16 protein-coding genes are annotated in these 19,394 nt (G+C 50.9%); 8 read left to right on the top strand and 8 right to left on the bottom strand.

Annotated features, from left to right (window positions below; translation table 11 throughout):
- Nucleotides 1-1,771, top strand: a 1,771-nt coding sequence (locus tag IQ260_RS11480; protein ID WP_193993242.1) for a CapA family protein, incomplete at its 5' end; no start/stop codon positions are given.
- A 461-nt stretch (nucleotides 1,772-2,232) separates the two neighbouring features.
- Nucleotides 2,233-2,478 carry a helix-turn-helix domain-containing protein gene (locus IQ260_RS11475; RefSeq protein ID WP_193993241.1) on the top strand — a complete coding sequence of 82 codons (246 nt, stop codon included), beginning with the start codon at nucleotides 2,233-2,235 and terminating at the stop codon, nucleotides 2,476-2,478.
- A 43-nt stretch (nucleotides 2,479-2,521) separates the two neighbouring features.
- On the opposite strand, the gene IQ260_RS11470 is transcribed toward IQ260_RS11475, so the two are convergent.
- The 5 genes from IQ260_RS11470 to dapF all read right to left on the bottom strand — a co-directional run bounded on the left by IQ260_RS11470 (nucleotide 2,522) and on the right by dapF (nucleotide 7,602).
- Nucleotides 2,522-3,991 carry a TolB-like translocation protein gene (locus IQ260_RS11470; RefSeq protein ID WP_193993240.1) on the bottom strand — a complete coding sequence of 490 codons (1,470 nt, stop codon included), beginning with the start codon at nucleotides 3,989-3,991 and terminating at the stop codon, nucleotides 2,522-2,524.
- A 63-nt stretch (nucleotides 3,992-4,054) separates the two neighbouring features.
- Nucleotides 4,055-4,858, bottom strand: a complete 804-nt coding sequence (locus IQ260_RS11465; protein WP_193993239.1) for a TIGR03943 family putative permease subunit — start codon at nucleotides 4,856-4,858, stop codon at nucleotides 4,055-4,057.
- The gene (locus IQ260_RS11460) at nucleotides 4,848-5,840 is read right to left on the bottom strand and encodes a permease (protein ID WP_193993238.1); all 993 of its coding nucleotides are present in this window, start codon (nucleotides 5,838-5,840) and stop codon (nucleotides 4,848-4,850) included. Before IQ260_RS11460 ends, IQ260_RS11465 begins: the two co-directional genes overlap by 11 nt.
- Before the next feature lie 100 nt (nucleotides 5,841-5,940).
- Nucleotides 5,941-6,678 carry a 5'/3'-nucleotidase SurE gene (surE, locus tag IQ260_RS11455; protein WP_322744939.1) on the bottom strand — a complete coding sequence of 246 codons (738 nt, stop codon included), beginning with the start codon at nucleotides 6,676-6,678 and terminating at the stop codon, nucleotides 5,941-5,943.
- Nucleotides 6,679-6,729: 51 nt separating this feature from the next.
- A complete protein-coding gene (gene dapF / locus IQ260_RS11450; protein WP_193993237.1) occupies nucleotides 6,730-7,602 on the bottom strand; it encodes a diaminopimelate epimerase in 873 nt (290 codons plus the stop codon).
- Between the two features lie 90 nt (nucleotides 7,603-7,692).
- Between dapF and IQ260_RS11445 the strand changes: the two genes are divergently transcribed.
- Entirely contained in the window at nucleotides 7,693-7,902 is a 210-nt protein-coding gene (locus tag IQ260_RS11445) for an Hfq-related RNA-binding protein (RefSeq protein ID WP_193993236.1), read from the top strand.
- A gap of 706 nt (nucleotides 7,903-8,608) precedes the next feature.
- Nucleotides 8,609-9,154, top strand: coding sequence for a late competence development ComFB family protein (locus tag IQ260_RS11440; protein WP_193993235.1), 546 nt, complete (start codon nucleotides 8,609-8,611; stop codon nucleotides 9,152-9,154).
- Between the two features lie 197 nt (nucleotides 9,155-9,351).
- Here IQ260_RS11440 and IQ260_RS11435 read toward each other — a convergent pair whose 3' ends face one another.
- The 3 genes from IQ260_RS11435 to rlmD all read right to left on the bottom strand — a co-directional run bounded on the left by IQ260_RS11435 (nucleotide 9,352) and on the right by rlmD (nucleotide 13,865).
- Nucleotides 9,352-10,941, bottom strand: coding sequence for a glycoside hydrolase family 57 protein (locus IQ260_RS11435; protein ID WP_193993234.1), 1,590 nt, complete (start codon nucleotides 10,939-10,941; stop codon nucleotides 9,352-9,354).
- 362 nt (nucleotides 10,942-11,303) lie between these two features.
- Nucleotides 11,304-12,410, bottom strand: a complete 1,107-nt coding sequence (gene lpxD, locus IQ260_RS11430; protein ID WP_193993233.1) for a UDP-3-O-(3-hydroxymyristoyl)glucosamine N-acyltransferase — start codon at nucleotides 12,408-12,410, stop codon at nucleotides 11,304-11,306.
- 66 nt (nucleotides 12,411-12,476) lie between these two features.
- The gene (gene rlmD / locus IQ260_RS11425) at nucleotides 12,477-13,865 is read right to left on the bottom strand and encodes a 23S rRNA (uracil(1939)-C(5))-methyltransferase RlmD (protein ID WP_193993232.1); all 1,389 of its coding nucleotides are present in this window, start codon (nucleotides 13,863-13,865) and stop codon (nucleotides 12,477-12,479) included.
- A gap of 307 nt (nucleotides 13,866-14,172) precedes the next feature.
- Here rlmD and IQ260_RS11420 point away from each other — a divergent pair, with 307 nt between their 5' ends.
- From IQ260_RS11420 to purF, 4 genes are all read left to right on the top strand, one after another.
- Entirely contained in the window at nucleotides 14,173-14,661 is a 489-nt protein-coding gene (locus tag IQ260_RS11420; protein ID WP_193993231.1) for an allophycocyanin subunit alpha-B, read from the top strand.
- Between the two features lie 136 nt (nucleotides 14,662-14,797).
- Nucleotides 14,798-15,427, top strand: a complete 630-nt coding sequence (locus IQ260_RS11415) for a hypothetical protein (protein ID WP_322744938.1) — start codon at nucleotides 14,798-14,800, stop codon at nucleotides 15,425-15,427.
- A gap of 305 nt (nucleotides 15,428-15,732) precedes the next feature.
- Nucleotides 15,733-18,069: a phosphoribosylformylglycinamidine synthase subunit PurL gene (purL, locus tag IQ260_RS11410; RefSeq protein ID WP_193993230.1), complete on the top strand. Its 2,337-nt coding sequence runs from the start codon at nucleotides 15,733-15,735 to the stop codon at nucleotides 18,067-18,069.
- A 184-nt stretch (nucleotides 18,070-18,253) separates the two neighbouring features.
- Nucleotides 18,254-19,394, top strand: a 1,141-nt coding sequence (gene purF, locus IQ260_RS11405) for an amidophosphoribosyltransferase (protein WP_193993229.1), incomplete at its 3' end; no start/stop codon positions are given.

Genomic DNA, 19,394 nt, shown 5'->3' with positions numbered 1-19,394 from the left:
CCTGCAAACACCTGATGCGATTGATCAGGTATTGGGCGATTTAGATGTGTTTCAAGATGCCGATGTGGCCATGGTGGGCTTGGGAAATTCCCTAGCCAGCGCCGACACGTCTTTGCAGGAAAACTATCTGGAACGAACTCGCCCAGATGCCGTCAACGCCCTACGTCAGGGGGGTATCGATATTGTCGGGTTGGCCAGTGACCGTACCATGGAATTTGGTCGTCAAGGTCTCATAGAAACCTTAGACACCTTGGACAGTGCCGGCATCTACCGAGTGGGCGCAGGTCGAGATTATCGCGAAGCTCGACGTCCAGAAGTCTTGGAAGTCAAAGGACAGCGGATTGCCTATTTGAGCTATTCCCCCGATGGTGAGACAGTAGCAGCCAGCGGCAAAGCAGGTCTAAATAGCCAAGAGAGAGACGGCATTATTGAGGATATTGCCGCTCTGCGGGAGGCTGTAGATTGGGTTGTTGTCAATTATCGGTGGTATGGCGAGCTCGGCATTGAGCCCAATGATCAACAAGTCAATCTGTCTCGAACGGCGATCGATGCGGGTGCCGACTTAGTTGTTGGTTATCATCCCCAGCAGCTACAGGGTGCTGAGTTATACAAGTCTCGTCCGATTGTGTACTCTTTAGGAGACTTCATTTTTCAAGATGCGCCTTTAGAAGACCACGATACCGCTACTCTCCGAGTGTCTTTGCGAGACAAACAAATGAAGGTTGAGTTTCTTCCCGTGAGTGTGAGAGGGTCACGGCCCCAGGCAGCAGCAGGCGAAACCGCCAAGTCTATTCTCAAACAAATACGTCAAGCCTCAGAGGCTCTGCCATCACCACTACAGTTTCCAGCTATCTTAGAAGCTTCTTCCCAAAGGGATACCTTGTTGCAGCCAGAAAAGCCGACTGCTCCCCTTAAAACTCTGGGTGAATTGGAGCCGACAACACCGTCAGATCATCCTAGCTATTGGAACGAGAGCGTCCCAGGAACAGATACGTTTGCTCCAGAGATGTTTTCACCAGAAACCGTTTCACCAGAGACCATTTCACCAGAGACAGTTGAGTCCGATTTTGATCGAGAAGCGATCCTTGATTTAACACCAGGAGCACCGGATACTTTCTATCCATCGACTTTTGAACCCGATAGTTTTGATACCACAGGGTCTGAGGCCATAGAGACTGAAAATCCTGCTGTGAATAGTCCCTTAGATAGTTTTAATATCCAATCTGATGAATTAGATATTGATTCCTTTGACTCTTTTGACTCTAATGAGAAAAACGAGCTATCGCCGACGCCATCTGTTCCTAAGGTCGCTCCGCCGCTGTCAGATATTGATCCCAAAACCTTACCAGACTCCTCTACAGAACAGCTCCCGTTTGTGGATACGACGGAGGCGGCTCCTAATGGCAATAGCCCACAAGTAACGCCCCAGCCAGCCACACCCGAACTGTCGGCACCCGAGCGAAATGACCAGATTTTACGACCCAGCGAACAGCCCTTGCCAGAGTATGACGTGCTGGAAGACTGGGGGGAAAAGTCCTCTCCCCACAAGGAATTTAGTCCCATTGAAGAGCATCTAGACAGTCTAACCCCTGCACCTACCCTGGACTCAGGGATAGCTCCAGCGATTTCTGTCGAAGCTGATACCCGTCAATTAAACGACAACGACGATGATGGTGGTGGTGCAGATGCTATTTCTCCCCACGATGAGCCTCTTATCGGTCCCCTGAGTCAACGGCCTGCAGAGTCGCCTTCTGATGGATCAGTTTCCTAAGGTTGAGCCGGATTTTTGCTAGCTCCTACCGTAAACACTGTAAACAAATGATACGCAGCATCACGATGGCCGATGTATCAGTAAGGTCATCCTTTGGGAACCCTTAGAAAAAATAATTTCATCGTGTAGATGCATTTATGCCTCCAAAACCAGGCAGTTTAAAGGGTTAAGCGTTCAGTCCTGACATCAGAATAGTACGTTTGAACTCAGTATTTTTGCCATTCTGGATACAAGGGGTTTACCACTTCGCAGAAGATTCAGGTATACTTTTACTTTCCAGCTGGATCCTTGTAGAAATCTTAAAAATCAGGGTAAGCGCGTAGCTTTTTGGGACAAAAGACACATTCTTGAGCCGTTTTATACTGATACCGTTCAGGGGGCTCGGAAGAAGAAACGTAGGTAGGTCAATACAATATGGACCTACCGTTGATGTTGTAATCTTTGTGAGATTTATAACCGCTATGGGAAGGGCAGGAAAAGCACTAAAGCATGTACTGACTCAGTACGGAATTAGTCAAAATCGTTTGGCCGTAACGATGGGTGTTGCTCGCTCAACAGTCAATCAATGGGTGAATGAGGTCAGTGATCCACTGGCCGACTCTGTGCCAGAGATCATTATTGCTCTAGAAACACTGGAGCCATCAGCCGCTAACATTTTCCTCAGCATGTATTTAGAGCGGGGAGCCGAGGCCGCTGCTGAGCGATGAAGAAAGGTAGATGTTTACGGACCACTGGCCCCCTGGACTACTATTAAGGGATCCAGATAGGATTGAGACCAGCAAACGGAAATTCCTGGGGCTCAATTGGCTGTGGCTGCTTATTTAATCGCGCATCGGACGTCTGGTATAGCGGTAGTAGCCACATCTTGACTGTTGCGATCGCACCACTATCTTTCAAACTTGCTGAGGTATCGACATCGGGTGCGGTCTCGTCAAATAGCAGAGCCAAGCCATCAGGGGCTAGGCTCATGTGGACTGATGGCTGGGGCGGTAGTTTTTGCAGCTCTTCTACATCACCAGTTTTCAGATCCACGACTGAAATAGAGGGCTGCACTTGATAGGTATCAGCATCTAGAAGCTGACTCGTTAAACAGAACAATAGTTCGTTGGTAGGGTCAAACTGAGCATCTAAAATTGCCCCTGTAACGTCGAGTAAGGGGTTTTCATCACCCTGGTTTGATACCCAAAATAGGGTCTGGGTGAAGCGTTTTTCCGGGTCATCCTGATTAAAGCTCACCATGGCAGCGGCAGAGCCGTTGCTGGCCACATCCATGACTAGGCCATACTGAGGTAAAAAATCCAGGGTATCTCCGCTCTGCTCATCTTCAGCATCGCTCAATGCAATAATAGCCGTTCCCTCCCCTTGCTGTAGCAGCAGGGATTGGCTATCGGGGGCAATGATAAAATCTCCGCCCGGTTCAGTTTCCAACCGTCGAGGGGGTTGATTTTGGTTAATGACCCACGGCCCAAAATCCCCCGGATTATTGCGACCGACTCGCTGCACAACAATAGTTTCGCCATCAGGGGAAAGATCAAATTTCAGATTTTGGTACTCACTACTGTCCAGTACAGTTTCAATCTGGCCGCTGGCGTTGTTTTCATCGGTACCTAAGCCAGTGGTGACCGTATATAGCTGCTGGTCTTGCAGCGTGTTTTGCCCTCGCTCTACTGCCGCAAATAAAATGCGATCGCCCTGGGTATAGGGCTTATAGTCTAGTACCGTCCAATCTTCTGGAGTCAAGGCCTGTTGTGACTGGCTACTCAGGTTATAGAGCATCAAACGGCCTTGTTCTTCACCGGTAACACCGATGTAGGCAAACGCTCGCTCACGGGACTTAAAGTTAGCTGTAAAGGGAACGAAATTAGTAGCAGCCTGACTAAAGCGATCTCTAGCCTGAGGCAGGGTAACCGTAAAGTCATTGCCATAGGGTGCCGGAAAATCAAGGGTGTAGGCCATCCGCCTTCCGGCCCAGCTGAAGCGACCAGGCAACAATGGCTCAATGGTAAGATTTTGCTCCACACTGTCCTGGTCCATGGGGCGACTAAAGGTGAGCAAGAAAGCCGTATCGTCTGCTCCAACATACCGATTCTGCCAGGTAAAATCTCTCACCTTTGAAGCGGCAGGGCCTCCCAGCAACACCATGCCACCAATAATCACGGCTAGCAGCACCATCAGTGACTGTGCCAGGCGATCAAGGGGCTGACGACGGGATTTAGCCATGGGTGAGATAGGTTAGGGGTAACGGCGAGCTAACGACAAGGAGCAAGGCAAACAGATAAATAGCTAATATTCATAAGGATTGGGAGGCTCAGGAATGGTTTCAATCTGGGTGGGTTCGATGGTCAGCTGACGTTGGCCATCAATGGTTGCTGTCACCATTTTTCCCTCTACCTCTAGCCAGCTATCGGGAGCATAGGCCTGACGTGACACGGCAAGCTGTACGGGTAACCCCACCGGATAAGCATCGGCGGCACAGCAGGTTAAGACAAACCGTGACAGCATTAAATACTCTTCAGGCCAGGCGTCAGGATGAATTACAAATCCTGATACTTTGACCGATTGACCGGTGTAAGCATCCGGTTCTGGATAGACATTAAGGGTGCGAATCCAGTCAATCACAGTGCGATCTTCAGAGGCTGTCTGGCGGACAAAGCGCTGGGGTTGCGATCGCGTCATGGTCAAACTCTCTGACACCCCCCGCTGAATAGCGGTATCACTGGCAAAGACTTGAGGCGTGTAGATCAGCCCCAGTACCGCCACCCCCAATAAAATAAAACTACTGAGCTGGGGTGGAAGCAGCGTGGTGTGGCTCGGCGGTGCCTGCACCTGCCGTTTTTTGGGCTGCCGCATCTGAACCACTCTAAAAATAGCCATAGCCAACAGCACAATCGCGGCACTATTGGCTAACCACATGTAGTTCGGATGCAGGAGTAAATATAATTTACCGGTTATCCAATATCTAAATAAGGTTAAGCTCCAGGCTCCTAGGACCAAGATATCTAACCAATTTTTTCGCAACCAAGGCTTAGCGGCAGAATTGCCACGGCGATTAGCTCCACCTAATTTTTTAGCCCGTTTAGCTGACATAGAGATTCATAAATAGCGTCAAAATAAAGCAGAGCTGTGCCGCCAAAACAAAGATATATAAAATTGCCCTCGGCTTAAACAGGGTCATCAATAAACCAATGTTTTTGAGGTCAATCATCGGCCCAAAAACGAGGAAGGCTAGCTGAGAGCCTGTGGTAAAGGTAGAGGCAAAGGATAGGGCAAAGAACGAGTCAACCGTAGAACAAATTGAAACAACTGCCGCCAGCAGCATCATAGCCAGAATTGAGGTGATAAAGTTTTGCCCCAGGGCCAAAATCCAATCCCGTGGTATGGCGACCTGGACAAAGGCGGCAATGGCGCTACCGAGTACTAAGACAGCCCCAAGCTCCTTCAATTCTTGGATCATGTTATCAACCACTAGCTGCAGTTTTACAGCAACTGGCTGGTTGGGGGTACTGGTTAATAGAGCTGTTGCCGGATCGTCCATCTGCAGAGTGCCACCCGGTTGCATCAAAAACGTTCCTGAGCGCAGTAGCGGGTTAACCGGCTTGGCTCGCGGCTTAGGCATCTGCCTCACCACCTCTGGTTGCAAGATGGGGCGCATATCTGGCTGACGGCTAAAGACCCAGGCAATGGTGACGGCAATCAGTAAGGTAAACCCCACCCGCAAAAAAACAATCTCGGGCTGATCGCGAAATGCCACCCAAGTGGCCCAAAATACAACGGGGTTAATGGTAGGAGCGGCGAGTAAGAACCCTACTGCGACTGAACTGGGAGCTCCTTGGGTAATCAGTCGTCGGGCGACGGGCACGTTACCGCATTCACATACGGGAAAAAATATTCCCATGAGGCTGCCAGCCACCGCACCTAACAAAGGACTTTTGGGTAAAAACTGAATCAGCGTGCGCTCGTTGACAAAAAACAATAGCAGGCTTGAAAATCCCACACCAATTAGCAAGAAAGGGATAGCCTCCACCAAGAGACTAAAGAAAAGCGTTAGGCCAGTGCTAAGTTGCTGCATGGGGAGTTAACAAACCCGTTAAGACGTCTATCGCTGACCAGCCATTCTACAGGAAATGGCTAAGACCTCCTAAGGCCTCCACGGTTTTTTCCGCATACACCTACCAGAGAGACACCTTGCTGACGCTGATGCTGCCAGCAAAACATACATCGACATCAGCTCCAGGGTCGCGCGGGCGGTCTTGGTAGATGCCAGTATAGCGAAATCGACCTGATTCAAGGCTGGATGCGGTGGGTAAGGGCTGGGTGCAAACAGAACAAAAAACAATCTCGGGGTCCGGGGCAGACTCATCCAAACTCGGTAAGTTAACGTTCCAAAACTGTCCCGGCTCAAGGCTTTTATCCATTAAGACCCCCAGCACGCGGGCTGTTTGCTGAGCGGCAGTCTGCCAATTAATAGACCTATGTCTGGCTTTGTAATGGGAAATCGCAATGGCGGGGATTCTGAGCAGTGTGGCTTCTCGCACAGCGGCTACGGTCCCTGAGACGTAGGTGTCAGCACCCAGGTTACCGCCGCTATTAATGCCCGCTAGCAACCAGTCCAGCTGAGGGTAAAGGTGGTTGGCGACTCGAGTACAGTCAGCTGGAGTACCGCCAATGGCGTATCGTTGGGCAGCCTGTTGAGCAACTGGGATCGCGCCACCGCGATTAATCTGATGGCTGCAGCCCGAGAGATGTTGATCAGGAGCGACTATGCCGACGGTGGCGTCGCGGCCAGATAAGCTCACAACGGCCTGGTGTAGAGCATCAATGCCTGGAGCATCAATGCCATCATCGTTGGTTAGGACAATGGTGGACGGGGCAGTCTTAGTCACGTTAGCAGGAGCAGGAGCAGTCACAGTAGAAGCATCACAGCAGTCGGGGCAGTTGTAGGCAAAGAGCTGCGGGCATCACAGCAATTCCAGACCAGTATCGCCTGTAAACACAAGGACAGCTGGACCGGTCATATAAACATGGTTATCCTCAGCAGACCATTCAATTTGGAGAGGACCACCGGGTAACTCAACCGTGGCTTTACGGCCTGGGGTATCGTCACACTTTCCATTTAAAATCGCTGCCACTAGGGCCGCACAGGCTCCCGTGCCACAGGCTAGCGTTGGTCCCGCCCCCCGCTCCCACACCAGCATCTTGAGATAATCGGGACGTACCACCTGAATAAATTCGGCATTAGTGCGTTTGGGAAAGACTGGATGGTTTTCCACTAAAGGTCCAATGGTAGATAAAGGCACTGCCTCAGTATCGTCTACGAATGTGATGCAGTGGGGGTTACCCATACTGACACAGGTAACTTGTAAGGAGGTGTCCGCCACGCTCAGAGGAAGATCGATGACGTTGACCTCGGCGGCAGCTAAGGTGGTGGGAATTTCCCTAGCCAGCAGATGGGGCTCTCCCATATCCACCGTGATTTGGCCATCGGCTTGTAGGGTGGAGACGATGGGACCTGCCAGGGTGTGAATTGTATAGCTAGACTTTAGGGACTTACCGGCCTCTACTTCCAGCCTCTCTAAGTATTTGGCTAAGCAGCGAATGCCGTTGCCACACATCTCCGGTTCTGAGCCATCGGAGTTAAAAATACGCATGGCATAGTCGGCCCCCTGTTCCCCTGGCAAGGCAAAAATAACCCCGTCAGCTCCGATGCCTGTGTTGCGATCGCACAGCCAGATGGCCTGCTCAGGCGTCAGCACTGGCGATGACTGATGCCGATTATCCACCAGAATAAAATCGTTACCGAGTCCGTGATACTTACTAAAAGAAAGCCCCATAAGGTGTGGGAGAATGCGTGGGCAGTGTACCGGAAGTAGTATAGACCGGGTACGTTATTACTGTTTCATCCAAGTTTATCCACAACTGCCATGGCTAGCGAATTTGATACAGGTTTACCTAGCATTCGCCAAGTACAAACCCTGATCCGTGACCAAAATACCGTTGAACTCAAACTACTGACTGGTGACGTGTTTAGTGGCACCGTTGTGTGGCAGGATGCCCACGCAATTTGCCTCAGCGTTGACGGGGCCACGGTCCTAACTATGCGTAGTGCTGTGGCCTATATCAAGGCCAATTAAAAAAACCACCAGTGACCAAGGGATATCAGCCGCAGTCTCTCTAATGATGAGACTGCGGTTTTAGGTTTAAATTCAACCAACCAAGCAAAATCAATTAAGCATAATTGATTGATTTCAATATCAAAAACCGATTTTCTTCAACTTGAAATTAACTTAAATTGTTGTATTAGAACTAGCATATCTTTTTTGTTTTATCTGGTTATACTGCTCCAAACATACGGGTATACAATTTTTCAGGCATTTCTTTTAACCCATCTGTAAAACCACGTAATTTCAGACTTATTTTTTGAAAAAATTCTTATCAAATGAAGGTTTCACAACTTTTAGTTATTTTTTAGTGGGCTCTATCGTAGTTTTATGCAGTCAATGTGTTTGCTAAGTCACCTCCGGGAATACTAACGCTAACACAACCCTTGAAGGTGTTTTTTTCGGGGTTCCAAAAGGGTTGATAGTTGCTGATATTACAATTTTCCTGAGCACATCAGGATATTTGTAAATCCCATTGTTTTTACACCCTATAGCTGCCGGAAATCTCCTTTTCTAAAGCAATAGAGTTACGTCATAAAAGCCATCTTGAAAATTAGCGAGCAAGGTATTTATCAACCGTATTCACTAATTTTCAAGGACGCTAGTTAGCGCTTTTATCTCAACAATCGGCAACGACCAAGACTGTTTATAGAGATATGCAACGGAGCCATTTGACAGGATGAGCAGTATTGAAAAAATCGTTGAACAAGCATTGCAGGATGGGTATCTAACCCCTGCGATGGAAGCAGAGGTAGGTCGTATCTGCGACACAGCATCTGAGCTTTCTATTGAGGAGTATATGGCCCTTGATCGACTCATGGGCTCACTCCTAACTGGCGAGGTGGTTGCAGTGCCACGCAAGCAGTTTATTAATGTGATGGAGGAGCTGGTGCTAACCGAAGCCATTGCTCGTGTTGCTGAAATTGAGGCGAGTAATGACTGCAGTCTGGATTTGGGTGATATTGCCGCCTATGCCCTCAATCGACTGCCGCCCCTCTATGCCACAACTGAAGAAGGTGCGGCCTACCAGCGCAATAAAGCCCATGAAGAACTGGCTGAGCTGATTGCTGATCAAGTGAAGGATGCGATCGCAAATAGCTTGAATCGTCCTGACTTCTTCCCTGAGCGCGAAGGCATTAAGCGTTCTAGCGATAGCTTCTTAGGGCAGATGAACGATCTGCTCAAAGACTATGCGCACAATTTCGAACCGGCCCAAGCTGCTTAATTGCTGTTGCTGATTGAAGGAACAGACCCATCTTCGAAATACGCTACTGGCCAATATTTTCGGATGCAATCATCCCGAGGCTCAGCAACACCGCTTCATTCTATCTAGCCTACCGATGAAGTCTCAAACCAAAAACACAAAAAAGCGTCGCTGACAGCGACGCTTTTTTCTTATGCAGTTACAGCCATTGCCAGTTCCTACAAAGGGCGGTACACACGGTAATTAACACTGGGGAAGATATTATCAATTTCCTCTACTTTTTCCAGCCAGCCTGAGTCAATTTTGCCTGCCATGATATCCTCCCGCAGTTTGTCAAACCGCAGTAGGTGAGAGCGAGTACGCCTCACGGCATAGGGCACCATGGTGCCGGTACGCATAATAAAGGCCCAGTCAGAAGATTGTGCCAGCAACAGTTCCCGTGCGGCCTGATTGAGGGCGCGCCACTCTAGTTCATCAGCGGGTTCACGTCGGGCCAGCTCGATCATACGTTCTGCAGCTTTATGCAGGTGAGGATAAATCCACGCATTGGTCTCATTTAGCCAGTACTCATGGAAACCTTTGTAGCCCCAGCTCGACTGGGACGGGCGGCAGACCTGCTGGGTGGGATTGCTTTTGAGATAATCCGCCAGGTGGGTCATTTCATAGGCGTCTTGGTCATACCAAGTCTTGCGGAAAAGATAATCGATAAACCAGGGACCTTCGTACCACCAGTGGCCAAACAGTTCAGCGTCGTAGGGTGAAATCACAATGGGTTTGCGCTGCATCATGCCATGCAAACCAGCAATCTGCTGTCCCCGGTTGTGCATGAAATTGCCTGCGTGCTCGGCGGCTTTTTCTTTAGCCCAGTAGGGGTCGTACCAGTCTTTATCAGACAGCCCTAAATTTTTGCCCGTAATCTTGTGATATTTGATACCCACGTTCTTGCGTTGACCGTTGGGCATAATGTAGGGCTTGATGTAGTCATAGTCTGCATCCCAGCCCAGGTCACGATAAAACTCGCGATATTCCGAAGCGCCTGGGTAACCGACCTTGGAAGACCACACCTGCTGGGATGACTCGTGGTCACGGCCAAACGCGGCGACACCGCTTTCGGTATAGATGGGGGCATAGGCGCCAAAGCGAGGCCGCGGACGCGCATAGAGGATACCGTGGCCGTCGGTCAAGAAATACCGCAACCCCACATCGGCCACCATGCGTTCTAGGCCTTCGTAGTAGGCACATTCTGGCAGCCAGATGCCTGTGGGAGGACGGCCAAAGTTTTCTTCATGGCTTTCTACCGCTACTTTGAGCTGAGCCCACACGGCCTCAGGGTACATTTTCATCAGCGGCAGATAACCGTGGGTCGCCCCGCAGGTGATGATGTCTAGATTGTTGCTATCGACATACTGCTTAAAGGCAGAGATCAGGTCTCCTTTGTTGTCCTCCCACACCTGGCGAGTGTGGTTAAACTCATTGGCGTAATACTCTGCTAAGTACTTGACGTGACCGTTGTGCTCATTCCGTTCGATTTCTCGTTCGGTCAGCTCCTCAAGATTGGTCAGATGTTCGTCGTAGCGCTCTTGGAGCAGCGGGTCTTTGAGCATCGACACCAGGGGCGGTGTCATACTCATGGTCATTTTGAAATCGATGCCATCCCGCTTAAGACCATTGAACATGGTCAGCAGGGGAATATAGGTTTCTGTGATCGCCTCAAACAGCCACTCTTCTTCTAAAACAAAATCACTCTCTGGGTGCCGAACGAAGGGAAGGTGGGCATGGAGAACCAGAGCAAGATAACCGAGAGACATAGGGCAACCTTCTTATGGACAATTGAGCATCGTATGGAGAATTGCTGGGCTGGCCTGAGCCTTTCAAACGTGAAGCTTCGAGAAGTCAAGGGTCTGAAGACGTTACTGAGGCCAAGGCGTTGAACTACCGTTAGGGCAAGCCCAATGGGGAATCAACAGCGATCGCAAATTAAATCTTTACACTAATTTAAGCATCTCCTGAGCGCGGTAGGGCAAATGAAATCAGGCAATCTGATCAATTCTACTAACAGCTGAGTTCTACCCTACGCCTCCACAGAGAACGGCTGCAGTAGTGATTATGTCTTTTTGTTAATCCAATATTAAGCAAAAATAAGCAAAATTTTGACGGCCACTGTCACCCATTAGGCATCCATGTCTGGCTCACTAGCTAGCTGCTCTGTGTCTGGCCCACTGGCCAGCTGCTTCGTCAACTCAGCCACCTGTTTTTGTAGCTGTTTGAGCGTGCGATGCATCTCCGGCAGCCGATTATAGATAGCCGATGATTTGAGATAAGTGCGATATGGGCTAGCAGGGGAGCCCATCATGACGCTGCCAGCGGGCACATTGCTGTGTAAACCCGCTTTAGAACCGGCCTGGGCTCCCTGGCCAATTTTGGCATTGTTGGCAACACCCACTTGGCCCCCCAGAACGACCAAGGGTTCTAGTTCCACACCGCCCGCTAAGCCCACTTGGGCAGCGAGGACACAGTTATCAGCTAGCTGACAGTTATGGGCCACATGCACCAAGTTATCTAGCTTGCTGTTGCGACCAATGCGGGTTTCTCCGACCGCAGGACGATCGATTGCTGTATTGCAGCCTACCTCCACATGATCTTCTAGAACGACGATGCCGGACTGGTGCATTTTTTCCCAGCCTTGGGCGGTGGGGACAAAGCCAAAGCCCTCGGAGCCAATCACGGCACCAGCATGGATAACGCAGTGCTCTCCCACTTGCGCCCGCTCATGGATGACACAGCTGGCGTGGAGCGTGGTGTAGGCTCCCACTTGTGCCTCGGGGTAGACCACCACCTGGGGGTGGATGCAAACGTGATCACCAATGGTGGCACCGGCATGGATGACGGCATAGGGGCCAATGGCGACGTTTTTGCCAATGGTGGCGCTGGGGGCAATGATAGCGCTGGGATGGATGCCAGCCTCGGGTTGAAACGGCTGGTAGAACAGTGCGATCGCACGGGCAAATCCCAATCGCGGCTCCCGGGTACTGACCCAGGCTATCCCTCGGGCTGTGGCCTGGCGTTGCAGCGACTCATCCACCGGTAAAATTAAGGCCACACTGGCCGTTTGCTCGATGTAGGGGGCAAATTTTGTGCCTTCGATATAGCTGATGGTGTCAGGCAAGGAATCTTGTACCGCACTGACACCGACAATGTCGGGATTGAGTTCTGGCTGAGACCCTAGGCTGGATGCCTCAGCAATTCCTAGCTGCTCCACGATGTCGCTAAATTTCATTGGTGCCTATGGGTCCTCTATCATCTCCAGCAGACATCTCTAGCAGACATCTCCAGCGACAGGCTATCAAAAAACAGCCTGCTCCAAAAAAGCGACACATTCCACATGGGCCGTTTGGGGAAAGAAGTCGGCAGGTTGAACCATTTTGAGGATATACCCGTGGCCGCACAAGATTTTTAGGTCTCGGGCGAGAGTGGCTGGATTGCAGCTCATGTAGACAATGCGCGCCGGGGCGATCTTGATTAGGGTTTCTAGAACGGTGCGATCGCACCCCTTACGGGGCGGATCTAGGACCACGACATCAATGGGACTCGACTGCTGAGCACTAATCTCCAGCAGCAGCGCCTCCACCGCCCCCGCAAAAAACTCAGTATTCTGCAAACCATTGAGCGCCGCATTTTGACGAGCCTGGGCCACGGCTTCCGTTTGGACCTCAATACCGATGCAGCGGGCTACCCGCTGAGCCAGCGGTAACGCCAGGGTACCAATTCCGCAGTAGGCATCAATAACCGTTTCATTCCCCTGCAGATTGAGCTGATCCAAAACAACCTGCACCAGCGCTTCTGCCTGAGCTGTATTGACTTGAAAAAATGTAGCGGGTTGAATCCGCAACCGCAGGCCCAAAAATAATTCCTCTAAATAGGGCTGGCCTGCCATACAGCGAGTCTCATCCCCAAAGACTCGATTAGTCTGCTTGGGATTGATATTGAGACAGACCCCCACCAGATGAGGATGCTCAGCCAGCCACTGCTCAGCCTGCTGTTTAATCTCCGGGAGATAGCCTGTAGTCACCAGGGTCAATAATGTCTGCTGGGTGTGGTACCCCACCCGCAACGCCAAGTATCGGAGTCGCCCTTGGTGTTTTTTCTCGTTGTATAGGCTCCAGTTGCGGGCCTTAATCGCAGCCTTCGCATCCACTAGCAAAGGATCAAGGGCATCAGACTGAATAGGACACTGATTGAGATTCACAATTTGATGGGTGCCCTGACGATAGTATCCCGCCTTGATAGCTCCCCCGGTCCCCCGTGCCAGAGGATAGGTGGCCTTGTTGCGATAGCCCAACGGCTGGGGGGCTCCCATAATGGACTGCATCGGAACAGACTGAAAGCCCCCGATCCGCTCTAAGGCCGATTGCACCTGCTGAGTTTTGGCTTGTAACTGCCGTGGGTAGGCCACCGCCTGCCACTGACAACCGCCACATTTATCGGCGACGATGCAAGCAGGGCGGATACGCTCAGGAGATGGCTCAATCAGGTGCAGTCGTTTGCCATGGCCGTAGGTCGGTTTTATCCGGGTCAGTCTCACCTGGAGCCTATCTCCAGGCACCGTATTGGCCACAAAGACCACCCGTTCCTGCCAACGACCCACACCATCACCGCTGTTGCTCAGGTCATCAATGGTCAGCTCGATCACCTGCCCCTGTTGCCAACGGGGTGTGTTTGCTAATGAAGTCATGGTGCTGTTCGCGATGGGGGGTATCCGCTTCAGTATTCAAGTCACACGTTTGAGCGGGCTTTTCCTACTAGCGAGCTTTTAATTCTATGGCAGCAGCCAAAGTCCACAATATTCAACTGAAATCTCTGGATTAGCCGAGTAAATCTAAGGTTTTGTAAACTCTCTTAACATAGCTCTCAGTCTAGGGGACACGACCAGTTATTATCTAAGGGATAAAAATCCTTTGGACAGGGCAAAGTAATTATTTTCTTGTGTGCCCTAGAGTCGTTACACTGTAATCATTACGAGTCACCGCATTCACTAAGCTATGTCTGTTGTTAGCCAAGTAATTCTCAATGCAGATGATGAGCTGCGCTACCCTACCAGCGGCGAGCTCAAGGGTATTAAAGACTTTTTGCAAACAGGCCCTCAACGCCTGAAAATTGCTCAGGCGCTAGCCGAAAATGAGAAAAAGATCGTCGATCAAGCCAGCAAAGCACTGTGGCAGCGGCGTCCTGACTTTATTGCATCGGGCGGCAATGCTGCTGGTCAAAAGGAAAGGGCGCTGTGTTTACGGGACTATGGCTGGTATCTGCGCTTGATTACCTACGGTATTATCGCCGGGGATAAAGCACCTATCGAAAGTATCGGCCTGGTTGGTGTACGCGAAATGTACAATGCGCTCGATGTGCCTGTCCCTGGTATGGTTGCGGCCATTGAGTGTCTTAAGGCGGCCTCTTTGGCATTGCTGACTGAAGCCCAAGCGGCTGAAGCGGCTCCCTACTTTGACTACATCATTCAAGCAATGGCTAGCTAGCCATGCCCCATCAGTCTGATTGGATGGCCCATTCAGACTGAACTTAATTGAAAATATGTGAAGCGGAGAGTGCGATCAAATGTACTCTCCGTTTTATTTTAGGTATGCTGAGAGCGCTGTCTACGTAAGTTTTATTGTGTCTGTCCAGCCAAGGGATCGAGGCCGCAAATTGGGTGCTGTGGTGAAGTCAAACTCCCACTGTGACTATGTGGTGCAGCTCAGTACGGAAAGGGACGTAATCGATCCCCCCACTACCAGTGATTATGGGTTCGGGCAGTTTGTCACCCTAGAAACAGAGCAACAGCACTGGGCTGTGGGCATTATTTATAACTCACAGCTGTTTAATCCAGCATTTTTAAACAGCGGTCCTCAGCTCACAAGTGCCCCCGATCCATTATTTACCCCTGACTTGATTCAAGAAACCAAAACTCTGCTCAATGTGGTGCTGGTGGGCAGCTTGGCTCGTCAGGGCAAACAGACCTACGGCCAGCAAGGGATTCCCCGCACCGTAGTGCCTGTGAATACGCCAGTGTACTGCATGAATACTAAACAGCGGCATCAGTTCCATCTAAATGCTGAGAATCAGCCTCAGTTTAAGTACTATGGCCATCTGCTTAGCTGTGGCGGTGCATTTGCGACTCAGCTCACCCAGCAAGTACTCACCGAGTTGAGTCACTCAGGGTTGTTTACTGATGCCGATCAGCGGGCACTAGACGTGCTCTGTAAAGAGCTGACTTGGAAAAATACGCTGGGAGCGATGGGATAGGGGTTTTGCCTTTGTAGATACCAGTGTTGACAGGTATCTGTGATCGAAATCAAGAAAAATGTGATCAAATGTGATCATAATCACAGGTAAACGATGACTTAGATCGCTCTCACCCCACGCCAAATTCAGCATACTAAGGATGACTCAACTCTAGCCGAGTCATCTACAGGGAACACACAACCAGCCGATAGAACTCGCGGGAGTTCTGTCGGTTTTTTTTTGAGATCACGGGGAATAGGGAGTAGGGAATGAGGAATAGGGTTTAAAATCAACTCCTGTCCACCCCTGTTAGCCCCTCCCTATTAATGTCTACGACTGCCCCCACTCCGATTCCGTTTTCCGCAGAGGAAATTGCTTCTGAAGGGTTAAAACCAGGCGAATACGATGAAATTGTGCAGCGTTTGGGACGTCACCCCAATCGGGCTGAGCTGGGTATGTTTGGTGTGATGTGGTCAGAACACTGCTGCTATAAGAATTCTCGACCGTTACTCCAGCAGTTTCCCACCGAGGGACCTCGAATTTTGGTCGGACCTGGGGAGAATGCAGGTGTGGTCGATGTGGGGCATGGCCAGCGTCTAGTCTTTAAGATTGAGTCCCACAACCATCCATCGGCGGTAGAACCTTTCCAAGGGGCTGCCAGTGGTGTGGGCGGCATCTTGCGCGACATTTTTACCATGGGGGCAAGGCCGATTGCCGCTTTGAATGCACTCCGGTTTGGTACGCTGAATGACCCCAACACGCGGCGTATTTTTGCTGGGGTAGTTTCAGGGATCTCCCACTACGGCAACTGCTTTGGCGTACCAACTGTTGGCGGGGAAATCTACTTTGATACGGCTTACGCGGGCAATCCTTTGGTCAATGCCATGGCCATTGGCCTCATGGAAACCGAAGAGATTGTCAAATCTGGAGCGTCGGGCATTGGTAATCCGGTGCTCTACGTGGGCTCCACCACGGGCCGGGATGGGATGGGTGGAGCTAGCTTTGCCAGTGCTGAGCTGACAGACGAGTCAGAGGCCGATCGACCAGCGGTGCAGGTGGGAGATCCCTTTCTCGAAAAATCGTTGGTGGAAGCCTGTCTAGAAGCGTTTAAAACGGGAGCGGTGGTCGCTGCTCAGGATATGGGAGCAGCAGGTATTACCTGCTCCACATCTGAGATGGCGGTTAACGGCGGTGTGGGGATTGAGCTAGATCTGGATAAAATTCCCGTCAGGGAAACAGGCATGGTGCCCTATGAATATCTATTGTCCGAGTCCCAAGAACGCATGCTGTTTGTGGGCGCCAAGGGACGTGAGCAGGAGCTGATCGAAATCTTTGAACGCTGGGGTCTGCATGCGGTAGTCGCAGGTGAAGTGATTCAAGAGCCCATCGTACGCATTTTATTTAACGGTGATGTCGCTGCCGAAGTGCCGGCATCTGCCTTAGCGGACAACACCCCCCTGTATAAACGGGAGGTGTTAACAGAGCCGCCTGCCTATGCCCAGACTGCCTGGAGCTGGCAGGAGAGCAGTCTACCTAACTGTTCTGTTACGGGCATCAATGGCCAAGCCTGGAATGATGTAATGCTGACACTGCTAGGTACACCGACCATTGCCTCCAAACAGTGGGTTTATCACCAGTATGACCATCAGGTGCAAAATAATACAGTGGTGCTGCCTGGGGGGGCAGATGCTGCGATTTTACGATTGAGACCCCTAGAAGGGGATGACGGCACCAGCAATAACTCTGGAGTGGCTGCCACCACTGACTGCAATCCTCGCTATGTGTATCTCAATCCCTACGAGGGGGGGCTGGCGGCCGTGGCTGAGGCAGCCCGCAACCTCAGCTGTGTTGGGGCAGAACCCATTGCAGTGACCGATAATCTAAATTTTGGTAGTCCAGAAAAGCCTGTGGGCTATTGGCAGCTAGCAGAGGCCTGTCGCGGACTGGCAGATGGCTGTCGTGAATTTGATACTCCGGTAACGGGGGGAAATGTGTCGCTCTACAACGAAACAGTTGACAGTAACGGTAACCCTCAGCCCATTTATCCAACACCCGTGGTGGGCATGGTGGGTGTCATCGACGATTTAGACAAAATTTGTGGTCAAAGCTGGCAAAATCCTGGTGACCAAATTTATTTGTTGGGCACGCCTTTAGAGGCCGATCATGATGGAACCGTGACCTTGGGGGCCTCAGAATATCTCAAGGTGATTCACAATCAGGTGGCCGGACAGCCTCCCAAGGTTAATGTTGCCTTGGAGCTAAAGGTGCAGGCTGCCTGTCGCTATGGGATTCGTCAGGGTTGGATTACAGCGGCCCATGACTGTGCTGAGGGGGGAGTTGCGATCGCACTAGCCGAATCCGCCATCGGCGGCAATCTCGGAGCCATGATCACCCTGCCAGCCACTGAGCATCGCTACGATGCCCTACTTTTTGGAGAAGGGGGTGCCCGCATCATTGTCACCGTAGAACCGGCCCATCAAACAGCCTGGGAAAGCTATCTCAACGAGCAACTCCATGCCCAGTGGGCTGCTATCGGCAGAGTCACGCCTGCTGACAACCAGTTCAGCATCCAAACGGCAGATGATATCTCTCTAATCCAGTTAGACATTACCACCATGGGCGACCGCTGGCGTTACGCTATAGAAAGAGCCCTGGTCGCTTAAACAACTCCGATTAATCTACAGGCGCAATGGATCGGCAACCTGCTTAGGATGCTAGGATCGAACTGATTAAGAAAATATTAAGTCCATTTTGTCTACAGTCTCCTACCCGCCTACCCGCTAGCGTCTTCACACCATAGACATTAGTAATCTTTTTACGCCGTTATTCACGCCTAGTGGACCCACGATGCCTCTTCCTTCCGATACCTCCTCCCACCACTCTTCTGCCGCCCGTCCTGACAAGCCAGAAGAAGCCTGTGGTGTGTTCGCTGTCTTTTCCCCAAAAGACGACGTCGCTACACTAACTTACTTTGGCCTCTACGCATTACAGCACCGTGGGCAAGAGTCTGCTGGCATTGCCACATTTGACCATGGCCATCTCAAAGTACACAAAGACATGGGGCTAGTTTCCCAAATCTTTAGCGAAGAGACCCTACAGGACCTGACTGGACAGTGGGCCATTGGCCATACTCGCTATTCCACCACCGGTTCTAGCCGAGTTGCTAATGCTCAGCCTGCTGTATTACCCACCCGGCTTGGCGAGATGGCATTGGCTCATAACGGCAATGTCGTAAATGCGGCCCAGCTACGGGAAGAGTTGATCAATCGCAACCATACCCTGCTCACGACAACTGACACCGAGGTGATTGCGTTGCTGATGGCAGATGCCGTAAATGATGGCAAGGACTGGATCGACGCCGCGATCGACGCCTGCAAGCGCTGCGAGGGAGCCTTTAGCCTGTCAATTGCTACGCCTGAAGGCATTTTGGCAATTCGAGATCCCAATGGTATTCGCCCTCTGGTTCTAGGCTATTTTGGTGGCGACGACCCTCATGATGGCCCAGGTCAATATGCCGTTGCCTCTGAAACCTGTGGGTTAGATATCGTCAATGCCCACTACATTCGTGACGTTCAGCCCGGTGAACTGATCTGGATTAGTGAGGCCGGTGTTAAGTCAGTGCAGTGGGCTGAGCCACAACGCCTACTGTGCATTTTTGAAATGGTCTATTTTGCCCGACCTGATAGCGTTTATCACGGCGAGAGTTTGTACAGCTATCGCAAGCGTCTAGGTAATATCCTTGCCCAGGAATCACCGGCAGATGTGGACCTAATTATGCCAGTGCCCGACTCAGGTATTCCAGCTGCTATCGGATTTGCAGAAACGTCAGGCATTCCCTACGCCGAAGGACTGATTAAGAACCGCTATGTGGGACGAACGTTTATTCAACCGACTCAACTCATGCGAGAAGCAGGCATTCGTATCAAGCTCAACCCTCTGCGGGATGTGCTAAAAGGCAAACGAATTCTACTAGTCGATGACTCTATCG

The sequence above is a fragment of the Leptolyngbya cf. ectocarpi LEGE 11479 genome, assembly GCF_015207065.1.
GTDB classification, from domain to species: Bacteria; Cyanobacteriota; Cyanobacteriia; order Phormidesmidales; family Phormidesmidaceae; genus Leptothoe; species Leptothoe ectocarpi.
The sequence above is the reverse complement of the archived record's forward strand: the minus strand, read 5'-3'. Positions and strand labels throughout refer to the sequence as shown.